The 22,043-nt window shown below is 64.2% G+C and carries 17 protein-coding genes; 10 read left to right on the forward strand and 7 right to left on the reverse strand.

Annotated features, from left to right (window positions below; all coding sequences use genetic code 11):
• Positions 1-88: 88 nt before the first annotated feature.
• The 4 genes from P0D80_RS33040 to P0D80_RS33055 are packed head-to-tail and all read left to right on the forward strand — an operon-like array spanning position 89 to position 5,354.
• Positions 89-574: an NAD(P)H-dependent oxidoreductase subunit E gene (locus P0D80_RS33040; protein ID WP_408290186.1), complete on the forward strand. Its 486-nt coding sequence runs from the start codon at positions 89-91 to the stop codon at positions 572-574.
• Positions 571-2,133: a formate dehydrogenase beta subunit gene (locus P0D80_RS33045; RefSeq protein WP_408290188.1), complete on the forward strand. Its 1,563-nt coding sequence runs from the start codon at positions 571-573 to the stop codon at positions 2,131-2,133. Before P0D80_RS33040 ends, P0D80_RS33045 begins: the two co-directional genes overlap by 4 nt.
• Before the next feature lie 15 nt (positions 2,134-2,148).
• Positions 2,149-5,094 carry a formate dehydrogenase subunit alpha gene (fdhF, locus tag P0D80_RS33050; RefSeq protein ID WP_408290190.1) on the forward strand — a complete coding sequence of 982 codons (2,946 nt, stop codon included), beginning with the start codon at positions 2,149-2,151 and terminating at the stop codon, positions 5,092-5,094.
• 8 nt (positions 5,095-5,102) lie between these two features.
• Positions 5,103-5,354, forward strand: a complete 252-nt coding sequence (locus P0D80_RS33055; RefSeq protein ID WP_408180588.1) for a formate dehydrogenase subunit delta — start codon at positions 5,103-5,105, stop codon at positions 5,352-5,354.
• Positions 5,355-5,403: 49 nt separating this feature from the next.
• Here the strand turns inward: P0D80_RS33055 and P0D80_RS33060 are convergent, their stop codons facing one another.
• The 3 genes from P0D80_RS33060 to P0D80_RS33070 all read right to left on the reverse strand — a co-directional run bounded on the left by P0D80_RS33060 (position 5,404) and on the right by P0D80_RS33070 (position 8,639).
• On the reverse strand, positions 5,404-7,128 hold the full coding sequence (locus P0D80_RS33060; protein WP_408290192.1) for an FAD-dependent monooxygenase: 1,725 nt from the start codon (positions 7,126-7,128) through the stop codon (positions 5,404-5,406).
• Positions 7,129-7,275: 147 nt separating this feature from the next.
• Positions 7,276-8,274: a cation diffusion facilitator family transporter gene (locus P0D80_RS33065; RefSeq protein WP_408290194.1), complete on the reverse strand. Its 999-nt coding sequence runs from the start codon at positions 8,272-8,274 to the stop codon at positions 7,276-7,278.
• Positions 8,271-8,639, reverse strand: coding sequence for an ArsR/SmtB family transcription factor (locus tag P0D80_RS33070; RefSeq protein ID WP_408180585.1), 369 nt, complete (start codon positions 8,637-8,639; stop codon positions 8,271-8,273). The genes P0D80_RS33065 and P0D80_RS33070 overlap by 4 nt, the downstream gene beginning before the upstream one ends.
• A gap of 137 nt (positions 8,640-8,776) precedes the next feature.
• On the opposite strand from P0D80_RS33070, the gene P0D80_RS33075 reads away from it, so the two are divergent.
• Positions 8,777-10,624, forward strand: a complete 1,848-nt coding sequence (locus P0D80_RS33075) for a tetratricopeptide repeat protein (RefSeq protein WP_408290197.1) — start codon at positions 8,777-8,779, stop codon at positions 10,622-10,624.
• 119 nt (positions 10,625-10,743) lie between these two features.
• On the opposite strand, the gene P0D80_RS33080 is transcribed toward P0D80_RS33075, so the two are convergent.
• Positions 10,744-12,045: an MFS transporter gene (locus P0D80_RS33080; RefSeq protein ID WP_408290199.1), complete on the reverse strand. Its 1,302-nt coding sequence runs from the start codon at positions 12,043-12,045 to the stop codon at positions 10,744-10,746.
• A gap of 302 nt (positions 12,046-12,347) precedes the next feature.
• Between P0D80_RS33080 and P0D80_RS33085 the strand changes: the two genes are divergently transcribed.
• Both P0D80_RS33085 and P0D80_RS33090 read left to right on the forward strand, forming a co-directional pair.
• Positions 12,348-12,872 (forward strand): GNAT family N-acetyltransferase, encoded by a 525-nt coding sequence (locus P0D80_RS33085; RefSeq protein ID WP_408290201.1) that lies wholly within the window; start codon positions 12,348-12,350, stop codon positions 12,870-12,872.
• Positions 12,873-13,174: 302 nt separating this feature from the next.
• Entirely contained in the window at positions 13,175-14,287 is a 1,113-nt protein-coding gene (locus tag P0D80_RS33090; protein WP_408290203.1) for a hypothetical protein, read from the forward strand.
• 90 nt (positions 14,288-14,377) lie between these two features.
• Here P0D80_RS33090 and P0D80_RS33095 read toward each other — a convergent pair whose 3' ends face one another.
• The 3 genes from P0D80_RS33095 to P0D80_RS33105 all read right to left on the reverse strand — a co-directional run bounded on the left by P0D80_RS33095 (position 14,378) and on the right by P0D80_RS33105 (position 19,032).
• Entirely contained in the window at positions 14,378-15,103 is a 726-nt protein-coding gene (locus P0D80_RS33095) for a DUF2968 domain-containing protein (protein WP_132373488.1), read from the reverse strand.
• Positions 15,104-15,632: 529 nt separating this feature from the next.
• Positions 15,633-17,126: a gamma-glutamyl-gamma-aminobutyrate hydrolase family protein gene (locus P0D80_RS33100; RefSeq protein ID WP_408290205.1), complete on the reverse strand. Its 1,494-nt coding sequence runs from the start codon at positions 17,124-17,126 to the stop codon at positions 15,633-15,635.
• Positions 17,127-17,274: 148 nt separating this feature from the next.
• The gene (locus P0D80_RS33105; protein WP_132373486.1) at positions 17,275-19,032 is read right to left on the reverse strand and encodes a cation:proton antiporter; all 1,758 of its coding nucleotides are present in this window, start codon (positions 19,030-19,032) and stop codon (positions 17,275-17,277) included.
• 205 nt (positions 19,033-19,237) lie between these two features.
• On the opposite strand from P0D80_RS33105, the gene P0D80_RS33110 reads away from it, so the two are divergent.
• The 3 genes from P0D80_RS33110 (at position 19,238) to P0D80_RS33120 (ending at position 22,029) form a co-directional block, all read left to right on the forward strand.
• Positions 19,238-19,924, forward strand: coding sequence for a DUF2848 domain-containing protein (locus P0D80_RS33110; RefSeq protein ID WP_408290208.1), 687 nt, complete (start codon positions 19,238-19,240; stop codon positions 19,922-19,924).
• Between the two features lie 7 nt (positions 19,925-19,931).
• Positions 19,932-21,281, forward strand: a complete 1,350-nt coding sequence (locus P0D80_RS33115; protein WP_408290210.1) for an MFS transporter — start codon at positions 19,932-19,934, stop codon at positions 21,279-21,281.
• Between the two features lie 67 nt (positions 21,282-21,348).
• Positions 21,349-22,029 (forward strand): GntR family transcriptional regulator, encoded by a 681-nt coding sequence (locus P0D80_RS33120; RefSeq protein ID WP_132373483.1) that lies wholly within the window; start codon positions 21,349-21,351, stop codon positions 22,027-22,029.
• The last annotated feature ends 14 nt before the right edge of the window (positions 22,030-22,043 follow it).

The following is a 22,043-nucleotide window of genomic DNA, read 5'->3' on the forward strand; positions in this document are numbered from 1 at the left end:
TGTTCGGCTATCCCATACTGAATAAACGAAGCATAAGTGCACGCATTATGAATAACAAGTGCATATATGACTTTGGAGGAGCCCCCACTTGGACGATTCCATCGCCATCGCGCCGGATCAACTCGTACAGCGTCACGCGCGGCCGGGCGTGTCGTTGCTAGCGGTCTTGCACGCGATTCAGGACGAAGTCGGTTACGTGCCGCCCGCCGCGGTCGCACCGCTAGCGCGTGCCATGAACCTGTCGCGCGCGGAAGTGCACGGCGTCATCACCTATTACCACCACTTCCGCACGCAACCGGCCGCGCCCGTCACGGTGCAACTGTGCCGCGCGGAAGCCTGCCGCAGCATGGGCACCGAAGCACTCGCGCAGCATATCGAGGCGCACACCGGCTGCCGCTTCGACGGCGAACACCAGCACGGCGCGACAGTCGAACTAGAATCGGTGTATTGCCTCGGCCAATGTGCGCTGTCGCCGGCGCTGATGCTCAACGGCACCTTGCACGCCCGAGTCACGCCGCAAAAGTTCGACGCGATCTTCGCGGCCGCCAGCAAGTGCGTGGAGGTGACGGCATGACGCGCATCTACGTTCCCCGTGATTCGTCGGCTTTGGCGCTCGGCGCTGACGCGCTCGCTCAGGCGATCGAAGCCGAAGCCGCACGCCGCGGCCTCGAAGTCGAACTGGTTCGCAACGGTTCGCGCGGCCTGCTGTGGCTCGAACCGCTCGTCGAAGTGCAAACGCCTGAAGGCCGCATCGGCTACGCGAACATCGAAGCCGGCGACGTCGCCGCGTTGTTCGACGCCGGCTTCGTCGAAGGCGGCGCGCATGCACGGCGCGTCGGTGTGGTCGACGACATTCCGTATCTGAAGAAGCAGCAGCGCCTGACCTTCGCGCGCATCGGCATCACGGATCCGCTTTCCATCGACGATTACGTCGCCCACGGCGGCCTCGAAGGCTTGCGCAAGGCTTTGCAAACCGACGGCGACGCCGCCTGTGAAGCCTTGATCGAATCCGGCCTGCGCGGACGTGGCGGCGCGGCCTTTCCGGCCGGCATCAAATGGCGCACGGTGCGCTGCGCCAAGGCGGCGCAGAAATACATCGTCTGCAACGCGGACGAAGGCGATTCCGGCACTTTCTCCGATCGCCTCGTGATGGAAAGCGATCCGTACGTGCTGATCGAAGGGATGATCATCGCGGGTGTCGTGACGGGCGCGACGGTCGGCCATATCTATGTGCGCAGCGAGTATCCGCATTCGATCGCAACGCTCGAAGCGGCGATCGCGAAGGCACGCGCCGCCGGCTGGCTCGGCGACAGCGTGCTCTCGACAACGCATCGCTTCGAACTGTTCGTCGCCAAAGGCGCCGGCGCCTATGTGTGCGGCGAGGAAACGGCGCTGCTCGAATCGCTCGAAGGCAAGCGCGGCATCGTGCGCGCCAAGCCGCCAGTGCCGGCGCTCGTCGGCCTGTACGGCCAGCCGACCGTGATCAATAACGTCATCACGCTCGCCACGGTGCCGATCATCTTCGCGCGCGGCGCGGCGTTCTACAAAGACTTCGGCATGGGCCGCTCGCGCGGCACGCTGCCGTTCCAGCTCGCGGGCAATGTGAAGCAAGGCGGCCTGGTCGAACTCGCGTTCGGCGTCACGCTGCGCGAATTGCTCTACGACTATGGCGGCGGCACGGCGAGCGGCCGGCCGGCGCGCGCGGTGCAAGTGGGCGGCCCGCTCGGCACGTATCTGCCGGAAAGCCAGTGGGACATTCCGATGGACTACGAGGCGTATGCGGCAGTCGGCGCGGTGGTAGGTCACGGCGGCCTCGTCGTGCATGACGACACCTCGAATCTCGCCGAACTCGCGCAGTACGCCATGCACTTTTGCGCGCTCGAATCGTGCGGCAAATGCACGCCGTGCCGGATCGGCTCGACGCGCGGCGTCGAAGTGATCGGCCGGATTCGCAACGGCGATACGTCCACACGCCAGGTGCAGTTGCTGCGCGATCTGTGCGACACGATGGTGTCCGGTTCGCTCTGCGCGATGGGCGGCATGACGCCGTTCCCGGTGCTGTCCGCGCTCGATCATTTCCCCGAAGACTTCGGTCTCGCCAACGTGTCTCATCACGCGCCGAAAGCGGCCTGACCCAGGAGCCAAACCATGTCCGACCTGCTCAACTCCCCTGCCGGCGGCTGCGGCTCAGGCAACTGCGCATGCAAGTCGCAGGCGCAGCAGCGCGCCACCCGATCGTTTTTCGACGACACCGATTTCGGCACGCCCGCGCGGCATGCCGATGTCGACGTCACGCTGGAAATCGACGGCCAATCCGTCACTGTTCCGGCCGGCACCTCGGTGATGCGCGCCGCCGTCGAAGCGGGCGTCAACGTGCCGAAGCTTTGCGCGACCGATTCGCTGGAACCGTTCGGCTCGTGCCGTTTGTGTCTCGTGGAAATCGAAGGCAAGCGCGGCTATCCCGCCTCGTGCACGACGCCGGTCGAAGCCGGCATGAAGGTCCGCACGCAAACGGATCGTCTGCAGTCGCTGCGCCGCAATGTGATGGAGTTGTACATCTCCGATCACCCGCTCGACTGTCTCACCTGCCCCGCCAATGGCGACTGCGAACTGCAGGACATGGCGGGCGTCACGGGCTTGCGCGAAGTGCGCTACGGCTTTGACGGCGCGAATCACCTGAAGGACAAGAAAGACGAGTCTAACCCGTACTTCACCTACGACGCGTCGAAGTGCATCGTCTGCAATCGCTGCGTGCGCGCGTGCGAAGAAACGCAAGGCACGTTCGCGCTGACCATCACCGGGCGCGGTTTCGAATCGCGCGTGGCGGCCAGCGAAAACGTGCCGTTCATGGAATCGGAATGCGTGTCGTGCGGCGCGTGTGTGGCCGCGTGCCCGACCGCGACCTTGCAGGAAAAGACCGTCATCATGCTCGGCCAGGCCGAGCATTCGGTCGTCACAACGTGCGCGTATTGCGGCGTCGGCTGCTCGTTCAAGGCTGAGATGAAGGGCAACGAGGTCGTGCGCATGGTGCCGCACAAGAATGGCCAAGCCAATGAAGGCCACGCCTGCGTGAAGGGCCGCTTCGCCTGGGGCTACGCGACGCACAAGGACCGCATCACCAAGCCGATGATCCGCGCGAAGATCACCGATCCGTGGCGCGAAGTCAGCTGGGAAGAAGCGCTCACGTATGCGGCGTCGGAATTCCGCCGCATTCAGGCGAAACACGGCCGCGATTCGATCGGCGGCATCACGTCGTCGCGTTGCACGAATGAAGAAACGTATCTGGTGCAAAAGCTCGTGCGCGCCGCGTTCGGCAACAACAACGTCGACACCTGCGCGCGTGTTTGCCACTCGCCGACCGGCTATGGATTGAAGACCACGCTCGGCGAATCGGCGGGCACGCAGACGTTCGCCTCCGTCGATAAAGCCGACGTGATCATGGTGATCGGCGCGAATCCGACCGACGGCCACCCGGTGTTCGGCTCGCGTCTGAAGCGCCGCGTGCGTGAAGGCGCGAAGCTGATCGTCGTGGATCCGCGCCGCATCGATATCGTCGATACGCCGCACGTGAAGGCCTCGCATCATCTGCAATTGCTGCCGGGTACCAACGTGGCCGTCGTGAACGCGCTGGCGCATGTGATCGTCACGGAAGGCCTCGTCAACGAAGCGTTCGTCGCCGAGCGCTGCGAAACCCGCGCGTTCGAGCAATGGCGCGATTTCGTCGCGCTGCCCGAGAACGCGCCGGAGGCGACCGAAGCAGTGACAGGCGTGCCGGCTCAGTTCGTGCGCGAAGCCGCCCGCATCTATGCGACCGGCGGCAACGCCGCAATCTACTACGGTCTCGGCGTGACCGAACACGCGCAAGGCTCGACGATGGTGATGGGCATCGCCAACCTCGCGATGGCGACGGGCAACATCGGCCGCGAAGGCGTGGGCGTGAATCCGCTGCGCGGCCAGAACAACGTGCAGGGTTCGTGCGACATGGGCTCGTTCCCGCACGAACTGCCGGGCTATCGCCACATCAGCGACACGGTCACGCGCACGCTGTTCGAAGAAGCCTGGAACGTCACGCTGCAACCGGAGCCGGGCCTGCGCATTCCGAACATGTTCGACGCCGCCGTGCATGGCACCTTCAAGGGTCTGTACTGCCAGGGCGAAGACATCGTGCAGTCGGATCCGAATACGCATCACGTGTCGGCCGCGCTGTCGTCGATGGAATGCATCGTCGTGCAGGACATTTTCCTGAACGAGACCGCCAAGTATGCGCATGTGCTGCTGCCCGGTTCGTCGTTCCTCGAAAAGGACGGCACGTTCACCAACGCGGAGCGCCGCATCTCGCGCGTGCGCAAGGTCATGCCGCCGGTGCCGGGTTACGCCGACTGGGAAGTCACGGTGCTGCTCGCACGCGCGCTCGGCTATGAAATGGACTACACGCATCCGTCGCAGATCATGGACGAGATCGCGCGTCTCACGCCGACCTTCCACGGCGTCTCGTACAAGAAGCTCGACGAGCTGGGCAGCATCCAGTGGCCGTGCAACGAAGAGGCGCCGGACGGCACGCCGACCATGCACATCGACACGTTCGTGCGCGGCAAGGGCAAGTTCGTGATTACGAAGTTCATCGCGACGCCCGAGAAAGTCACGCGCAAATTCCCGATGCTGCTCACCACGGGCCGCATCCTGTCGCAATACAACGTGGGCGCGCAAACGCGCCGCACGGAGAATTCGCGCTGGCACGACGAAGACCGGCTGGAAATTCATCCGCACGATGCCGAAGAGCGCGGCATCAAGACCGACGACTGGGTCGGCATCGAATCGCGCGCGGGGCAAACCGTGTTGCGCGCGAAGGTGACCGAGCGCATGCAGCCGGGCGTCGTCTATACGACGTTCCACTTCCCCGAATCGGGCGCGAACGTGATCACCACCGATAGCTCGGATTGGGCGACCAACTGTCCGGAGTACAAGGTGACCGCGGTGCAGGTGATGCCGGTCGAACAGCCGTCGCAATGGCAGAAAGACTATTCGCGTTTCAACACCGAACAGCTCGATCTGCTGAAGCAGCGCGAGCTGGCCAACGCGACATCGGGCAAGTGAGGTCAGGCATGGACAATCAGAACCTGATCGACATGGCCAATCGGATCGGCGATTTTTTCGATTCGATGCCCGACCGCGAGGAAGCGCTCGCCGGCATTGCCGACCATATCCGCCGTTTCTGGGAGCCACGCATGCGGCGCGCGTTGCTGGCGGCGCTCGATGAGCCGGATGCGAGCGGTATTGAGATGTCGGGCATCGTCGAGGAAGCGCTCATCAAACATCGCGAGCAGCTGACGCCGGCCGCGCCTACGACGGTGTGAGCGGGGCAGCGCTCACGCGCTTGCGCAATCGATACTCAGGCGGCCCGCGTCACAGGGCCGCCTGCTCCGGTATCTCGCCACTCACCGTGAACCAGGCTTCGCAATGCCGCAACAGGCCGTGCAGATCGGAGCCGGTGCGTCCGCGCGCGCTGATATAGCCGTCGGGCCGCACCAGATAGAACGACGGCCGCGTGCGGCCATACGATTCGGAGAGCGCCGGCCCGCCATCGCCGGTGGTATCCGTGATGCGCCAGATGCGCACCGCACCCGGCAGCAATCGCTCGACTTCCGCCGCCACGCGTTCCATTTCCGCGTCCGGCGGCGGCGCATGCTTCGCCGCGGGATCGAGCGGCTTTTCGTCGACGGGCAGCGGCGGCACGAGCAGGAATAGCGAGAAGAACGCCGGATCGTGCAGATCGAAAATGCAGCCGACGCCGGGCGCGCGGCCAAGCGGTCCGTCCACCACATGCACCAGCGCGTCGGGCGCACGTTCGCCGGCACGCGGTCCGCCGTCGAGCACACGTTCGAGCGTCAGCGGACTGCGCCGGTACTGGATCGACAGTTCGCTGATAGTGGCGCGTGCGGCGTCGCGCAGTGGACCCAGCGCGGCGAGGACCGGCATCACGCGTTCGCGCAGCAGCTTGAGCGGTCCGTGATCGGCCTCGGCCATATGCGTGATGAAGCCGGTCTGCCGCAGCACGTCACGTTCGATCGGATGACGTTCAAGGTAATAGGTATCGAGCAGGCGATCGGGCGCCGCGCTCTTCAAGACCCGCGCCAGCTTCCAGCCGAGGTTGAACGCTTCCTGAATGCCGGTGTTCATACCTTGTGCGCCGGCCGGGCTGTGCACATGCGCGGCGTCGCCCGCAAGAAAAATTCGGCCGACACGCAACCGGTCCACCATGCGGTTATTCACATGGAAATACGAGGACCACGCCAGATCCGACACGTCGACCCGCTCGCGCACGCGCCTCGCGATCAGCGCCTTGCACTCCTCGAGCGACGGCGCCGGCACCTTGTTCAGCGGCGGTTCGCCCAGCACGGCGGGCGTCGCGGACGGCGCGACGGCGGCAGGCTCGACGGCATGATCCGCGATCAGACGATGCCGGCCGTGGCCCATCGGAAACAGCGCCACCAGTCCTTCGCCTGACGCGAAGATGTGAAACTCGTCTTCGGGCCAATCGGTTTCGGCGTGCAGATCGGCGAGCAGGAAAGTCTGCTCGAAGGTCTTGCCTTCGAAGCTCAGACCCAGCCGGTGACGGATCGTGCTGTGCGCACCGTCCGCGGCGATCACGTACGACGGACGCATCGTCTCCGTGTGGCCGTCCGCGCGGCGCAACGTCGCCTGAATGCTGGCGGAGCCTTGCGCGAACATCGTCAGCTCGACACCGCGCTCGACCGTTACGCCGAGCGTCGCGAGATGTTCCGTCAGCAACCGCTCCGTCACGGACTGGTCGAGAAACAGCAGATACGGATAGCGCGTGTGAAGCGGATCGAAATCGAGTTGCGCGAGGCGCATGCCGTTCGAAAACAGATTGGCGATGCGCGCGCGATGGCCGAGTTCGAGAAACGGTTCGACCAGCCGATGCTGCTCGAGCAACTCGAGCGTGCGCGCCTGGATGCCGATGGCCCGCGAATACGGGTTCGGTTGCATGGCTTTGTCGATCAGACGCACGGGGATGTGGGCACGCGCCAGACTCATCGCCGCGGCGAGCCCCGTGGGCCCCGCCCCGACGATCAGCACCGGCGACACATCGTTTGCGGCAGCGTCCATGCGGAACTCCGGAAACAACAATGCGTTCTAGTGTACGCCCGGAGGAAGTCGCCTTGGAACGCGGCCAGCAATGGGCTGACGGTGCGCTGCATCAATCACGCGATTGGCCTGGGCTCGCTGTGAACTTGCTGCGCGTGCCAGTTTGCCTCAATGCGCGTGCGGCGCATGATCCATTGCGCACCGGTGCTGCGTGGTGCCAAGGTCGACTTGCAGCGTCGCGTGCTGCATCGAAAAGCGTTCGCGCAGCATGACGACGATGCCGTCTAGCGACTCGTCGCCGGGGTGGCCGGCCGGCATCACCAGATGCGCGCTGAGCGCGTTGCCGGTGGTCGACAGGGCCCACACGTGCAGATCATGCACGTCGACGACGCCGGGCTGCCCCGCCAGATAGTCGCGGATGCTTTGCAGATCGACGCCGGGCGGCACGGCGTCGAGCGCGAGGCGCACCGAATCGCGTAACAGCCCCCACGTGCCGACCACCACGACCGCCACCACCAGCAGGCTCATCACCGGGTCGAGCCACGTCCAGTTGGTGTAGAGAATCACGAGGCCGCTCACCGCGACCGCTGCCGAGATGCCGGCATCCGCCGCCATATGCAGGAAGGCGCCGCGAATGTTCAGGTCGTCCTTCTGCCCGCGCATGAAGAGCCACGCGGAAATCCCGTTGACCACCACGCCGACCGTCGCGACGACGAACACCGCGAGCCCCGCCACCGGCGCCGGATTCATCAGCCGCCCGATGGCTTCGGCGACGATCACGCCGCATGCGAACAGCAACAGCCCCGCATTGACGAGCGAGGCGAGGATCGACGAGCTGCCATAACCGAACGTGTAGCGCGCCGACGGACGACGCGTGGCGAGCCAGGCGGCGCCCCAGGCGAGCAGCAGGCCGAGGACGTCGGAGAGATTGTGGCCGGCGTCGGCGAGCAGCGCCGTGGAATGGGCGAGTACGCCGTAGACGGCTTGGGCCACCACGATGGCGATGTTCAACACGACGGCGAGCGCGAACGAGCGGCCGTGGCCCGCGACAGGGGCGTGGGCGTGGTGGTGGCCGGCGTGGCCGTGACTATGACTGTGGGTGTGACCGTGGGCATGTGCATGGCCGACGTGGCCATGCCCTTCGTGGTCGTGCTCGTTTTTCTTCATGACGCGTCCAGAGATTCATCGCCGGCCGGTTCGGCCACGTGTTCGAGCATGCCCGCCAGCATCGCGCTGATATGGCGGTCGGCGGCGACGTAGAAGACCTGCTTGCCCTGCCGCTCCGCGCGCACGATCCGCGCCGCGCGAAGCAGCCGCAAGTGATGGCTCACCAGCGACGGCGACAAACCCAGCGCCTGGGCAATCGCCCCGACAGCGCGCCGCTCGTCCAGGCACGCCAGCACGATGCGTAGGCGCGTCGGGTCGCCGAGCAGGCGAAACAGGTCGGCCAGCGGCACGATCGTGTCGACCGAGCGATCGTCAAAGCTGGCAAACGAAGTGGTGGAAGTGGCGGACGCGAGTGAAGAAGCCATGACAGGTGGCGTTGCGGAAGCACATATGAACATGTATTCATATGTTATAGATATTGAGACAACCGGTCAAATCGGAGTGCGGTCCGGCGAGTGTGGGAAAATGCGGCCTCTGCCTCACCCGAATGCCATCCCCCGTCATGCAACCTGTATTTGACCGCGCTTTCGCGGCGCATCGTGACGGCCGCCTCGACGACGCCGAACGCGGCTACCGCGCGACGCTCGACGGCAATCCCGCGCACGTCGATGCGTTGCACCTGCTGGGCGTCCTGCGCCACCAGCAGGGCCAGCACGCCGAAGCCGCCGAGCTCGTGCGGCGCGCGGTGAACCTGCGCCCGGAAGACGCCGCGCTGCAACTGAACCTGGGCAACGCGCTGAAGGCGCTGGGCCAGATCGACGGCGCCATCGAACAGTTCCGCAATGCGCTGACGCTCGCGCCATCGTTTCCGATGGCGCACTACAACCTGGGCAATGCATACGCCGCCGCGGGCCGTCATGAAGACGCCGCCGACGCGTTCGAAAAGTCGTTGCGCCTGCAACCGAACGACGCTTCGTCGCATAACAACCTCGGCAACGCGCTGCACGCGCTCGGACGCCACACGGAAGCCATCGCCGCGTTCCGGCGCACGCTCGAATTGCGTCCCGGTCATGCCGGCGCGCTCAATAACATGGGCATGTCGCTGAACGCGCTCGGTCGCGCGGAAGAGGCGGTGCCGTGTTTCGAGACGGCGTTGGCGGCGGAGCCGCGCTTCGTCGCCGCGCACTTCAATCTGGCCAACACGTTCGACGCCACCGGCCGCCATGCCGACGCGGTCGCATCGTTCAGGGCGGCGCTGACCTTGCAGCCGAACCTGCCGCCAGCCATCTTCGGCATGGGTAACGCGCTCGCGGCAATGGGACGCCACGCCGAGGCGCTGCCGTATCTCGAACGCGCCGTCGGTCTTGATCCGCAATTCGCGCTCGCGTGGCTGAGTCTGGGCACCGCGCACCAGGCGCTGGGTGCGCATAGCCCGGCCGTGCGCGCTTTCGATCAGGCGCTGCGTCTGCGCCCCGAGCTCGCCTCCGCGCACATGAACCGCGCGCTCGCGTGGCTCGCGTTGCGCGACTTCCCACGCGGGCTGCCGGAATACGAATGGCGTCTGCAAACCATGGCGCAGCCGGTGATCCAGACGCTGCCGCGCTGGCACGGCGAGCCGATCGCGCAACGTACGCTGCTGGTCCATGCCGAACAAGGTTTCGGCGACACGCTGCAATTCGTGCGCTTCGTCCCGCTCGTCGCGCAGCGCGCGGCGCGCGTCGTGCTCGAAGTGCAGCCGCAGCTGCTGCCCTTGCTGACCCCTGCCGCGCAAGCCTGGCGCGTGACGCTGATCGCCCAGGGCGCGCCGCACCCCGCCGCCGATCTGCAATGCCCGCTGCTGAGCCTGCCGCTCGCGCTCGGCACGACCTTCGACACCATTCCGGAGCGCACGCCCTACCTCAGCGTGCCGAGCGCCTATGGCCGCAAATGGCGCGGCTCGCTCGGCGGCCAGGCGAAGCGCAAGATCGGCATTGCGTGGTCGGGACGCATCCAGCAAAACGAAACGCGTTCGATGCCGCTCGCCGCGCTCGATCCGCTGTTCGCACTCGAAGGCATCGACTGGATCGTGCTGCAGCCCGCCTTGAGCGCCGACGAACGCGCGGCGCTCGACGCGCATCCGCGCGCGGCGTCGATTCATCGCTTCGACAAGCGGATCGGCGACTTCGCGGACACGGCGGCGATCATCGAACGGCTCGATGCGGTGGTGTCGATCGATACGTCCATCGCGCACCTGGCCGGCGCGCTGCGCAAGCCGCTCTGGCTGATGCTGCCGTTCGCCGCGGACTGGCGCTGGTTTGCCGGCGAGACACGCAGCCCGTGGTATCCGGGCGCGTCGCTGGTGCGTCAACCGCAACCCGGCGCGTGGGGCGACGTCGTCGAGGCCGTGGCGAACGAATTGCGCAACGGTTAGCGCAAACGCCGCCCGGCGAAATCAGCCGTCACCCCGCCGCCGTGCCAAAAAACAAAAACCCCGCGTTCTCACGAACGCGGGGTTTTTTACTTGCCCGGCCGAATCGTGAACGGTGAAGCTCAGGCCGTCCGATATTGATTGCGCGATTCCGGCGTGCGATACAGCACCAACATCGCGATCAACCCGCAAATCGCCGCCACGCCCAGGAACAGACCCGGCGCCGCCTTGTTGCCGGTAGTGTGAATCAACAGCGTCGAGATGGCCGGCGTGAAACCGCCTATCGTCGTGGCGAGGCTGTAGGCGAGCGAGAAACCGGCGGTCCGCACTTCGACCGGCATGACTTCAGTCAGCGCCACGACCATCCCGCCGTTATAGCTGCCGTACAGGAACGACAGCCACAGTTCGACCTCCAGCAGACGCGCGAACGACGGGTCCGCCACCAGCCACTGCAGCGCCGGATACGCGGTGATGATGGTCAGAATCGTGAACACCAGCAGCACCGGACGCCGGCCGATACGGTCGGACAGCGCGCCCGCGAGCGGCAGCCAGATCAGATTCGACAGGCCGATACAGACCGTGACGACGAGCGTATCGATCGACGACAGCTTCAGCACTTCCTTGCCGAAGGTCGGCGTGTACGCCGTGATCATGTAGAACGACACGGTGGTCATGATCACCATGCCCATGCCGCCCAGCACGATGCCCCAGTTGGCGGCCATCGTCTTCATGATCTCGCCCATCTTCGGATGATGCTTGCGCGCCTTGAATTCCTCGGTTTCCTGCAGCGAACGGCGGATCAGGAACAGGAACGGCACGATCAGGCAGCCGATCAGGAACGGCACGCGCCAGCCCCACGCGGTCATCTGGTCAGCCGGCAACAGCTTGTTCAGGAACACACCGATCAGCGCGGCGAACACCACGGCAACCTGCTGGCTGCCCGACTGCCACGCGCAGTAGAAGCCCTTGTTGCCCTTGGTGGCGATCTCCGACAGATACACCGACACGCCGCCCAGTTCGACCCCAGCGGAGAAACCTTGCAACAGCCGGCCGCCCAGAACGAGCACTGGCGCGAGCAAGCCGATCGTCGCGTAACCTGGAATCGACGCGACCGTGAGCGTGCCGAGCGCCATCAAACCAAGGGTGAGGATCAGGCCTTTGCGCCGGCCATGATGATCGATGTATGCGCCGAGCACGATCGCGCCGAGCGGCCGCATCAGGAAGCCCGCGCCGAACACCGACAGCGATAGCATCAACGAGGCGAATTCGTTGCCGCTCGGAAAGTAGGTCTTGGCGATCGCCGAAGCGTAATAGCCGTAGACCATGAAGTCGTACATCTCAAGAAAGTTACCGCTGACAACGCGGAATACTGTCTTGACCTTGGATTCTTGGGATGAGGAAGTGGCGTGCGAAGCAGTAGACATGACATTCTCTGATGGGCCTGTCGCCACGAAAGAACCGGTGGCGGGCAGGCAGTTGAAACGATCCACTGGGTTCGGCAAAGCGGATGCCTCGGGCGGATAGAACAACGCGCCCGGGGGCGCTGCATTTTCATGCTGAACGCATTCTCACGGTATCAGGGTAAACGTTGTGAATCATGCGGCGCCCGCTCCACGTAATGTTACCGTTGAAGCCGCTGTCGCGTAATACATACAGTTTCCTTACACGTGTCGCCGGTCGTCGCGCTAACATTTGCAGTCAGGCATTTCCGCAGATCACTACCCCGATGCGAACCACCCCCGCTCTTTCGCTGCGCCCCGCAACTCTCGCGGATGCCGCGCTCATTGCTTCGATCCACAGCACCAGTTGGCAGGCCACCTATCGCAGCCTGTTGCCCGACGCATTTCTCGACGGCCAGGTCACGCGCGAGCGCGCAGCCTATTGGGAAGCGCGCCTGAGCGCGCCCGGCGGCGAACGCCGCATGGTCCTGATCGCCGAACTCGCGGGCGAGCCGACGGGTTTTGTTTGTGTCGAACGTCAACCGGAATCTGCGTGGGGCGTGCTGCTCGATAACCTGCACACGCTGCCGGACTATCAGGGCATCGGCGTCGGCAAGCTGCTGATGCATGCCGCCGAGGACTGGGCTCGCGCGCAGGGCGAGACGCAACTCTATCTGTATGTGCTCGAAGGGAATACGCCGGCGATCGGCTTCTATGAACGGCAAGGCTGGCAGTTCGTCGGCGCCGAACCGGATCATATGGGCGGCGTGGATATTACAGCGTTGCGCTACGTTTACAGGCTCGATCGATAGGACAAGCGTGGCCCGGTTGAGCGTCGTCCGGGTTTAACTTAAACGCGGACGAATCGGCGGATTTCTTCGGAAATTTCCAGTCAGTAAGTCTGCCGCATCGAAGTATCATCCTTCGCACCCCTACGGCTTCACAGTGACACGCCCATGCGTCCGTGTGCTCGTCCAGAGCGCAATGCTGCGGTTCGGCGTCGACGTACGGCGTGCATGTCTGGTATTCCAACGCGCATCGCACCGAGGCCCGAGTCCCGCAGATCCCGGGACCGCCGATCGGCGGCCCCTTTAAGAGGCGCTGGAAAAGACCGATGTCCACCATTCCTTTCACCCCGATCCAAGGCTACCTGGCCATGCCGCGCTCGCGTCCGCTCGGTCATGTGCCGGCGTCCTTCGGCCGGGACTGGGCACTGCTTCCGCCTGGCTACAGTTTGCGGGCGGAACTCAAGGCACTCTACGCCGCCATGCTGCGCACGTTCTGCATGAGCGATCAGGCCATTCGCTCGCTTTGCCGATGGTCGCCGTCGGACGAGCGGCGCGCAACTGCGGCGCCGGCTCCGGTGCTTGAAAAGCCATTCGACGCCGCCGCGCAAATGGCTGCGTGCGCTGCGGCCGTCCCGCCGTTTCCGCTGCATGCGTATGCGACGGCGGCGCGCGGACCCGGCCATCATTGGAGTGCGTTGGCGGGTGGCGCATGCGTGCTCGGCGGCGCTGCGATGCTGGGATGGATCGGGTTCGATCATCTGATGCATCGTGACACGGCCACTCTTGTGGATTTCGCGGGCAAGGTGCAGGACAAACGCGACTCGCAGCCGGCGAAATTTCAGCCACCGGCGGCAGTTACCGCTCGCGCGGTCGATAGCGCTGCGGCAGGCACGTCTGCGGCAGTCGCTGCATCAATGCCGGCACTCCCGAGCGCGGCTCCTCGGTTCGCGGCCGCGTCCAATCCTGCGGCGGCGACGGTGCCGATACCTACGTCGAGTTCAGCGCCCGCATTGCGCTTGGCTCCGGCGCATGGCTTCGCTGACAAAGCCGTCTCACATCGCCGTAAGCTCGTTCGCGAGAAGAGCGGCAGGCAACACGGCGCAATCCCCCCGCGCACCGCGCGGTTCGCCGCCGCAGACCAAACGTCGCACGCAGCGGCAATTGCTGATGACATCGCACGCGGCGCGCTCCCGAAAGTCGCGGCAAACGTGTCGCCGAAGCCGTCGGCTGCCGGAGCCTATTCACCTCTCGCTCCGGCTCGGCTCGGTGTCGACGAATACGCGGGGGTAACGATGTCCGCTGCGACACACGTCCGCGATACGGCGCCGATGCCGCGCACCGGCTCGTCAATCCATGCGTCCGGCACCAGCGGGACCGAATGGATGAACCATCTTTCACAGCGACGCGTGACCGACGTTCCGGATCAATTCACAAAATAGGCACGACACGATCGCACAGGTGGCGTAATTCAAAAAAAACCCGGACATTCACGAATTCACGAATGGCCGGGCTTTTTTGCGTTGATGCATTTACTTCTGAATCGGCAATCCCATTTCGGTTTGCCGCTGCAATTGCATCACTTCGCCCTGCACCTGGCGCAACTGCGCCTGCGCCCTTTCCTTGTCCGCGTGCAGCGCGGCCGCTTCGCCTTGCGTTTGACGCTGATAGTCGTTGACCTTGGCCTGCTGGGTGCGCGCCACGTCGAGATCGGCTTGCAAGCGTTTCGCGCGATCTTCGGACATGGCAATGACGTCTTCGATGTATGCCTTCTGCGCCTGCAGCTGCGTGCGGCGAATCTCGACATCCGCGAGTTGCGCGGTCTGCTGGGCAAAGCCCGCATAGATCGCTTCCGCGCGCGCCGCGTCCTCGGACTTGATCACCCGCCAGAAATGCTTGTTCTGAAATAACGCTACGTAATACGTCATTTCCCGCGGATAGAAAAACAGACTGGCGCCGTAGCTGCCGTTATACGTGGTGCGTAGTTCGCTCAGCTTCGCGTCGTGAATCATCTGCATCAGTTCGGCGACGTTACCTTGCGCATCGCCGGCCGTGGCCGGCGCGGCCGACGTGGCTGATGCCGCGTTGCGCAGCGCATCTGCCACGGGCTGCGGCGTGAGGGTGTTGATGGCCGGCCGTGTGCCGACCATCGGCGCGGCCTCGTCGCCTTGCGCGGCCAGCACGAAACCGCCCTGCTGCAACAGCGCACACGAGGTCGCGAGCAGCATGGCGCGCCGTACTAATAAGGGGTACTTCATACGTGCACGCTCCATGCGAATTCAAAACAGCCGCAGATTATCGCGCGGATTCGCCTTTAAGCGAAGCATTCAAATGCCACACAGACGGACTTTAAATCGAGATAAATCGCCAGCGAATGATTTGATCAAGTCGGCCCATCAATCGCGAAATAAACGAGTTCGGATAAGACGAAAATGCGACGTTCCGTCTCGTGCGGACGAATCTGAATTTACGCTAGGGTTGTACGAATTCAGCCGTAAGCGAATTCGCAATATGGAGATAGAGTGACTGATACTGAGATACGCGCACTCGAGTCAAGAAAAACCTCGCATTCCTGACTATCTATCTCGATATCGACGAGATGTCCGCGACTCCGAAAATTAGAAATACCGCGCGAATCAGTAGACTGATACAAACGGCGAGCGAGTAGCCAGCCATCAAAAACAGCAAGAGAAAAACACAAAAGGCGCACCGCTGCAAACCGCAGCGGCGCGCCTCTAACAAACCAAACATTCGGCCATCCAACTCCAACTCACCAGCCCGGCAACCTCAAAACCGCGTCTCGCGCGCCACGCGCAGGAACGTATCGAGCAACGGCGTGCAGTCGAGCAACTCCGGACCGCCCGCGCGATGAAACTCCGGATGCCATTGCACGCCCATCACGAACGGCGCGCGCCGGTAGCGCACGGCTTCGATGATGCCATCTGACGCCGACACCGCTTCGATATTGAGATCGCGGCCGAGCGTTTTGACCGCCTGATGGTGGATCGAGTTGACGATCGCATCGCGCCGGCCCGGGAACATGTTGGCGAGCGTCGAACCGTCCGGAAAGTGAATCCCGTGCCGATGCTGATCGTAGTTTTCATTGACGTGCGTACCCGCGGTCGGCACATCGGTGGCGATGTCCTGATACAAGGTCCCGCCGAACGCCACGTTGATCAGTTGACAGCCACGGCACACGCCGAGCACCGGCTTGCCCGATTCGACGAACTCATGCAGCAGTTCGAGTTCGTACATGTCGCGCACGCGGTCGCCGGGCCACTCGTGGCTGGTTGCCTGTTCCGCGTAAGACTGCGGCGAGACGTCGGCGCCGCCTTGCAGCAGCAGCCCGTCGAGATGCTTCGCATAATCGCGCAAACGGATATTGCTCGGATGCAGCATGCCCTGATGACCGACCGTCGGGATCATGAACACCAGCACGTCGCGCGACATCACCCAGTGCGCGATCGATTCCTCGAGATACTGCAGCGTCTTGCCCCGCAGACCCTTCGCGCCCGGCTCCGGATGGAAGATGCGCGCCGACACGCCGATGCGCAGCGTACGCTGCGTAATCCGCTGGCCGGCACGATCGAACAACTGACGCGCGCGCGCCGCGACGATCCGGCCGAACACGGTCCACGCCGAATCATTGTGCTTCAGATAGCGTGGCGGCGACGGCGGCAATGCATTGGGCGGCGGCGGGTTGGACGCGGTGAAGTCAGGCGCCGCGCCGAAACCGGGCGGCGGCGAGCCAGCCCGACGTTCGGACGAGGCCGAGACCTCTTCGACCACGGTAGCGTCTTCAACGGAGCTGACCAGCTCGCCGTCGACAGGTTCGCTGCTCCCGACCGTCGGCGGCGGTCTCATCGCATGGACACCGGCACGCCGCGCTTCATGTTCATGAACCGCCGCCTCCTGCTTCGCGGTGGATGCCGCAGCCGCGCTGCGTGCTTCGGCCGCATCGCGTTGCCGCGCCGTTTGCGGATCGGTGGGCGTGACGGCCGACGCGCTGTCGGGATCGTCCGTCGACGATCGCACGGCAGCCGCCTCGGCGGCCGGCGTCGCGGTGGACGCAGCGGGCGTAGGAGCGGCTGGAGCACCCGGCGGCGTTACCTTGTCCTTGATTGGAGACTGGATGGCATCTTCGTGCGAGAGGGGTAGCGAGGCTGCCGGATCGGCCGGCGCGGAGCCGGGTGTCGACACGCCGGGCGTTCCGGACGGCGCGGGCGACGGCGGCGTTGGATTGCCGGGCTTGCCGGCATTTTCAGGTTTGTTTTCGCTCATGACAGTCAGACAGGCGCCTTCACGCGAACGAATGAATATGCCCTGATTATCCGCTAGCGAGGCAAGCGCCGCAAACCTGCACACAATTGCTCACATTGTTGCGGGGCTATGAGGAACCCAACCTGGAGAACCGCGCGGCAAGTCTGACTTAAGGATCCGGCTGCTCTTCAAATGTCTCGCGCAAGGCGATCTGCATCGCCGCGTGGATTTTCACGCACCAGCGCCAGACCAGCGCCAGCAGCAACGCGGCGCAGACCAGCACCGCGGCAAGCAGGCCGGTCGGCGGCAGAATGCCGCCGGAAAGCGCCGCAACCAGCAGAAACACGCCGACCATCGAGACCACCGGCACCAGATCGGAGATCGCGTAGCGGATCGCGCTCGTGAAGCGCCCCGCCGTTGCCGGTTGCACGCTGACTTCGGCGAGCAGCAAGGCGAGTGACTTGGTCTTGCGATACACCGCCACCAGAAACGGCATCGACACGACCAGCGCGACGCTCCATAACACCACGCGCTGCATCGGCTCGGAACTCAACCAGTGCGCGAGCCACGCGCTGGTATAAGGCGCGCTATACGACACGGTCAGAAAAATCGCGGCGACGAGCGCCAGATTGACGGCGATCTGCAGAATGATCCGCCGCGTCATGCTGAACAAAGTGGGTTCACCGCTTCCCGTGCTCAAGCTACGCAGCCATTGTCCATACATGCCGAACACGTTAGCGAGCGTGCGCGGCATGGCGTGACCGAGGCGCTGGGTCAGCGGGTCGGCCGCGCGGATCAGATACGGCGTGAACAGCGTGGTCAACGCGGACACCGCCACCGCGATCGGATACAGAAACGCGCTTGTCACCTTCAGCGTCAAACCGAGCGACGCGATGATGAACGAGAACTCGCCGATCTGCGAGACGGTCATGCCGACGCGCATCGCCGTGCGTCCGTCCTTGCCGGCGAGAAAAGTGCCGAGCCCGCACGACACAATCTTGCCGACGATCACCGCGACCGTGATCACCGCGATCGGCCACGCGTAGTCGACCAGCACGGCCGGATTCAGCATCAAGCCGATCGTCACGAAAAAGATCGCGGAAAACGCGTCGCGCAGCGGCGCGATCAGATGCTCGATGCGATGCAGATGGCGTGATTCGGCCATGATCGCGCCGATCAGGAACGCGCCGAGCGCGATGCTGTAGTCGAGCTTCACGACCAGCAGACAAAAGCCGAAGCAGAACCCGAGCACCGAGACAAGCAGCATCTCGTCGCTCTTCGCGCGCGCGACGTAGTTCAAGGCGCGCGGCACGACCAGAATGCCGACCACCAGCGACACCGTCATGAACAGCAGCAGCTTGCCGAGCGTGACCATGGCGACGCCCGCGCTCAACTGCCCCGTCTGCGCGATGCCTGACAGCAGCACCAGCATCGCGATGGCAAGAATGTCCTCGACTATCAGAATACCGAACACCAGTTGCGCGAAGCTCTCGCGTTTCAGGCCCAGTTCGGAGAGCGCCTTGACAATGATGGTGGTCGACGAGATGGCGAGGATCGCGCCGAGGAACAGCGAATCCATCGAACTCCAGCCGAACGCGCTGCCGATCTCGTAACCGATCCACAGCATCAGCACGATCTCGGAGAGTGCTGCGACGATCGCCGTCGCGCCGACCTTGAAGAGTTTGCGCAGGCTGAATTCGAGGCCGAGCGAAAACATCAGGAACACCACGCCGAGTTCGCCGAGCGTCTGAATGGTCTGCTCGTCGTGGATCAGCTGAAACGGCGGCGTGTACGGCCCGATGATCACGCCGGCCGCGATGTAGCCGAGCACCACCGGCTGTTTCAGGCGATGGAACAGCACGGTGACGACGCCGGCGAGCGCCATCACGACCGCCAGGTCCTGAATGAAGCCGATGCCATGGTGCATGGATGCGTTCCTTACAAAAAGTAATGTTGAAAAACGCAGTTTAACAAACCAGCACGACAAGCCGCCGCGCGCCAACGTCCGTACGGCATCGGACTGCCGCCGAGCCGCACATCCCATCCGCCACGCAGAAGAATGTTTTTGACACGCTGGACTCCTGTGAAATATCACAATAATATTTGCAGAATATTTCCTTTGGAGTCGAGCAATGCAGCAGGTGTCCTTCAATGTTGTAGACCGTTCCGGCGGCAGTCGCGCCGAGATCGCCGAGGTGAATCGTCTGACTATTGCCGGCTGGGCCGGCCGCGATCAGGCCGCGATCGAGCATCACATCGCCGAACTGGCTGAACTCGGCGTGAAGCGGCCGTCCACCACGCCGTGCTTCTACCGCCTCGGCGCGGAATTACTGACGCAGGCCGAACAGATCGACGTGGTCGGCGTGAAGTCGAGCGGCGAAGCCGAATGCGTGCTGGTGCATTCGAAAGCGGGCCTGCTCGTCAGCGTCGGTTCGGATCACACCGACCGCGAAGTCGAGGCCTATGGCGTCACCGTCTCCAAACAGATCTGCCCCAAGCCGGTGTCGCGCGACGCCTGGCGTTTCGACGATGTGTCCGGTCACTGGGACCAACTGGAATTGCGCGCTTACGCAGTGACAAACGGCGAGCGGCGCGTCTATCAGCAAGGCAGCGTGGCATCGCTGCTGCCGGCCGCCGATCTGCTCACGCGCGCGCCGCTCGCGCAAGGCGCGGCGATGTTCTGCGGCACGCTGGCGGTACAGGGTGGCATCGTCGGCATGGCCGACGGCGACGCGCTCGAACTCGAATTGCACGATCCCGTCCTGAACCGCACGCTGCGCCACGCCTATCGCGTGCGCGCGCTACCTATTGTCGAATGAGGCACCCATGAATTCCCCTTCGCTATCCGCCGCCGACGCGTCTTCCGACGCGTGGCTCGAAGCCGCCGCCCTGCGCAAGATCACGTGGCGCATCATGCCGTTCCTGTTTCTCGTCTACGTGCTGTCGTATCTGGACCGCGTCAACATCGGTTACGCGAAGCTGCAGTTCACCGGCGACCTCGGCCTGTCGAACGCGGCGTACGGACTCGGCGCGGGGATCTTTTTCTTCGGCTACTTCGTGTTCGAAGTGCCGAGCAATCTGCTGCTGAAGAAGTTCGGCGCGCGCGCCACGATCGCCCGCATCACGATGCTGTGGGGCCTGCTGTCGTGTCTGATGATGTTCGTGCGCTCGGAAACGATGTTCTACGTGCTGCGCTTTTTCCTTGGCGTCGCCGAAGCCGGTCTGGTGCCGGGCGTGGTGCTCTATCTGACCTTCTGGTTTCCGTCGGACCGACGCGCGCGCATGGTCGCCGTATTCATGGCGGCGATTCCGGTGGCGGGCATCATCGGCGCGCCGTTGTCGGGCTTTCTGATGTCGGCGCTGCATGAAGCGCACGGTTTGCGCGGCTGGCAGTGGATGTTCCTGATCGAAGGCATTCCGTCCATTCTTGCCGGCTTCTGGGCGCTCGCCGTGCTGCGTAACACGCCCGCCGAAGCCGCCTGGCTCAGCGACGACGAAAAGCGCGTGATTCTCGGCCGTCTCGTGCGGGAAAACACCGCTGCCGCGGCGGCCGGCGCGGAGCATAGCCTCTCGGTGGCGTTGCGTTCGGGCCGCTTCTGGCTGCTCACGCTGATCTATTTCTGTCTCGTCACGGGCAATGCGGGCTTTTCGTTCTGGCTGCCGCAGATCGTCAAGGATCTGGGCGTGACGAACCTCGTCACCAATGGCTTCGTCACCGCAATTCCGTATCTGGCGGCGGGCATCGGCATGATCCTGATCGGGCGCTCGTCGGACATCACCGGCGAGCGGCGCTGGCACTACGCCGTGTGCTGCTTCATCGGCGCGGCGGGCCTGCTCGGCAGCGCCTCGGTGACCAACTCGATTCCGCTCGCGGTCACGGGCTTGTCGATCGCGTATATCGGCATTCTGGCGGGCTTCGGCATCTTCTGGTCGATGTCGACGACCTTCCTGCAAGGCTCGGCCGCGGTCGCCGGGATTGCCGTGATCAATTCGATCGCGAACCTTGCGGGCTATGTGAGCCCGTATGTGCTCGGCATCGTCAAGGACGCGACGCATAGCGTGACGTTCGGGCTCGTGCTGATCGCGGGGGCGCTGATCGTCGGCGGGCTGGTCACGCTGATGATGCCGCGTGTGAAGGTGCAGCATGCGGCGACGGTTTCGCCGAGCCGCGCCTGATCTACCCGCGTCGTACACGCAAAACCTTGCTCTACAATGCGGACGACATCGCCCGCTTCCACTTCACATGACGCTTTTGCAGACTGCCCGCCCTTCCACGCCCGCCCGCGCGACCGCTGCCGCGAGTCTCGCCGAGCAGGCCTATGCGTTCGTCAAGCGCGAGATCATCACCATGCGCCTGCGGCCGAGCGAGGTGCTCAACGAAGCGGAACTGATGGCGCTGACCGGCATCGGCAGGACGCCGGTGCATCAAGCGCTGCATCGGCTGGTGCACGAAGGCATGCTGACCATCATGCCGCGCAAGGGCATCATGGTCCGTCCGGTCTCGCTCGACGACGTGCTGGCGATCATCGACGTGCGCCTCGTGAACGAAAGCTACTGCGTCGAGCTGGCCGCGCGCCACGCGCAACAGCACGACTACGACGCGATGCAGGCGCTGCTGGACCGCTCGGCCGTGTGCGTCGCCGCGCACGATATCGAAGGCATGATGGATATCGACCGCGAGTTTCATCTGGCGATCTCAGCCGCCTCGCGCAACCCGGTGCTGGCCGACATCCTGCGCGGGCTACACGAGCGCTCGCTGCGCTTCTGGTTCATTTCGCTGTCCGAGCCGCATCATCTGGAAGACGTGCACGAGGAACATCTCGAACTGTTTGGCCTGCTGCGCGAACGCGATGCCGAAGGCGCGCGGCAATCGGTGCAAAAGCATATCGAAGCATTCCGCGCGACACTCTTCAATCGCATGTGATCGACCGCATTCAA

The organism is Paraburkholderia sp. RL17-373-BIF-A, from assembly GCF_046030175.1.
GTDB lineage: Bacteria > Pseudomonadota > Gammaproteobacteria > Burkholderiales > Burkholderiaceae > Paraburkholderia.

Excerpts from the sequence above, each read along its gene's own strand:
- P0D80_RS33045 (WP_408290188.1), top strand. The coding sequence starts at position 571 with ATGACGCGCATCTACGTTCCCCGTGATTCGTCGGCTTTGGCGCTCGGC.
- fdhF (WP_408290190.1), top strand. The coding sequence starts at position 2,149 with ATGTCCGACCTGCTCAACTCCCCTGCCGGCGGCTGCGGCTCAGGCAAC.
- P0D80_RS33055 (WP_408180588.1), top strand. The coding sequence starts at position 5,103 with ATGGACAATCAGAACCTGATCGACATGGCCAATCGGATCGGCGATTTT.
- P0D80_RS33060 (WP_408290192.1), bottom strand. The coding sequence starts at position 7,128 with ATGGACGCTGCCGCAAACGATGTGTCGCCGGTGCTGATCGTCGGGGCG.
- P0D80_RS33065 (WP_408290194.1), bottom strand. The coding sequence starts at position 8,274 with ATGAAGAAAAACGAGCACGACCACGAAGGGCATGGCCACGTCGGCCAT.
- P0D80_RS33070 (WP_408180585.1), bottom strand. The coding sequence starts at position 8,639 with ATGGCTTCTTCACTCGCGTCCGCCACTTCCACCACTTCGTTTGCCAGC.
- P0D80_RS33075 (WP_408290197.1), top strand. The coding sequence starts at position 8,777 with ATGCAACCTGTATTTGACCGCGCTTTCGCGGCGCATCGTGACGGCCGC.
- P0D80_RS33080 (WP_408290199.1), bottom strand. The coding sequence starts at position 12,045 with ATGTCTACTGCTTCGCACGCCACTTCCTCATCCCAAGAATCCAAGGTC.
- P0D80_RS33085 (WP_408290201.1), top strand. The coding sequence starts at position 12,348 with ATGCGAACCACCCCCGCTCTTTCGCTGCGCCCCGCAACTCTCGCGGAT.
- P0D80_RS33090 (WP_408290203.1), top strand. The coding sequence starts at position 13,175 with ATGTCCACCATTCCTTTCACCCCGATCCAAGGCTACCTGGCCATGCCG.
- P0D80_RS33095 (WP_132373488.1), bottom strand. The coding sequence starts at position 15,103 with ATGAAGTACCCCTTATTAGTACGGCGCGCCATGCTGCTCGCGACCTCG.
- P0D80_RS33100 (WP_408290205.1), bottom strand. The coding sequence starts at position 17,126 with ATGAGCGAAAACAAACCTGAAAATGCCGGCAAGCCCGGCAATCCAACG.
- P0D80_RS33105 (WP_132373486.1), bottom strand. The coding sequence starts at position 19,032 with ATGCACCATGGCATCGGCTTCATTCAGGACCTGGCGGTCGTGATGGCG.
- P0D80_RS33110 (WP_408290208.1), top strand. The coding sequence starts at position 19,238 with ATGCAGCAGGTGTCCTTCAATGTTGTAGACCGTTCCGGCGGCAGTCGC.
- P0D80_RS33115 (WP_408290210.1), top strand. The coding sequence starts at position 19,932 with ATGAATTCCCCTTCGCTATCCGCCGCCGACGCGTCTTCCGACGCGTGG.
- P0D80_RS33120 (WP_132373483.1), top strand. The coding sequence starts at position 21,349 with ATGACGCTTTTGCAGACTGCCCGCCCTTCCACGCCCGCCCGCGCGACC.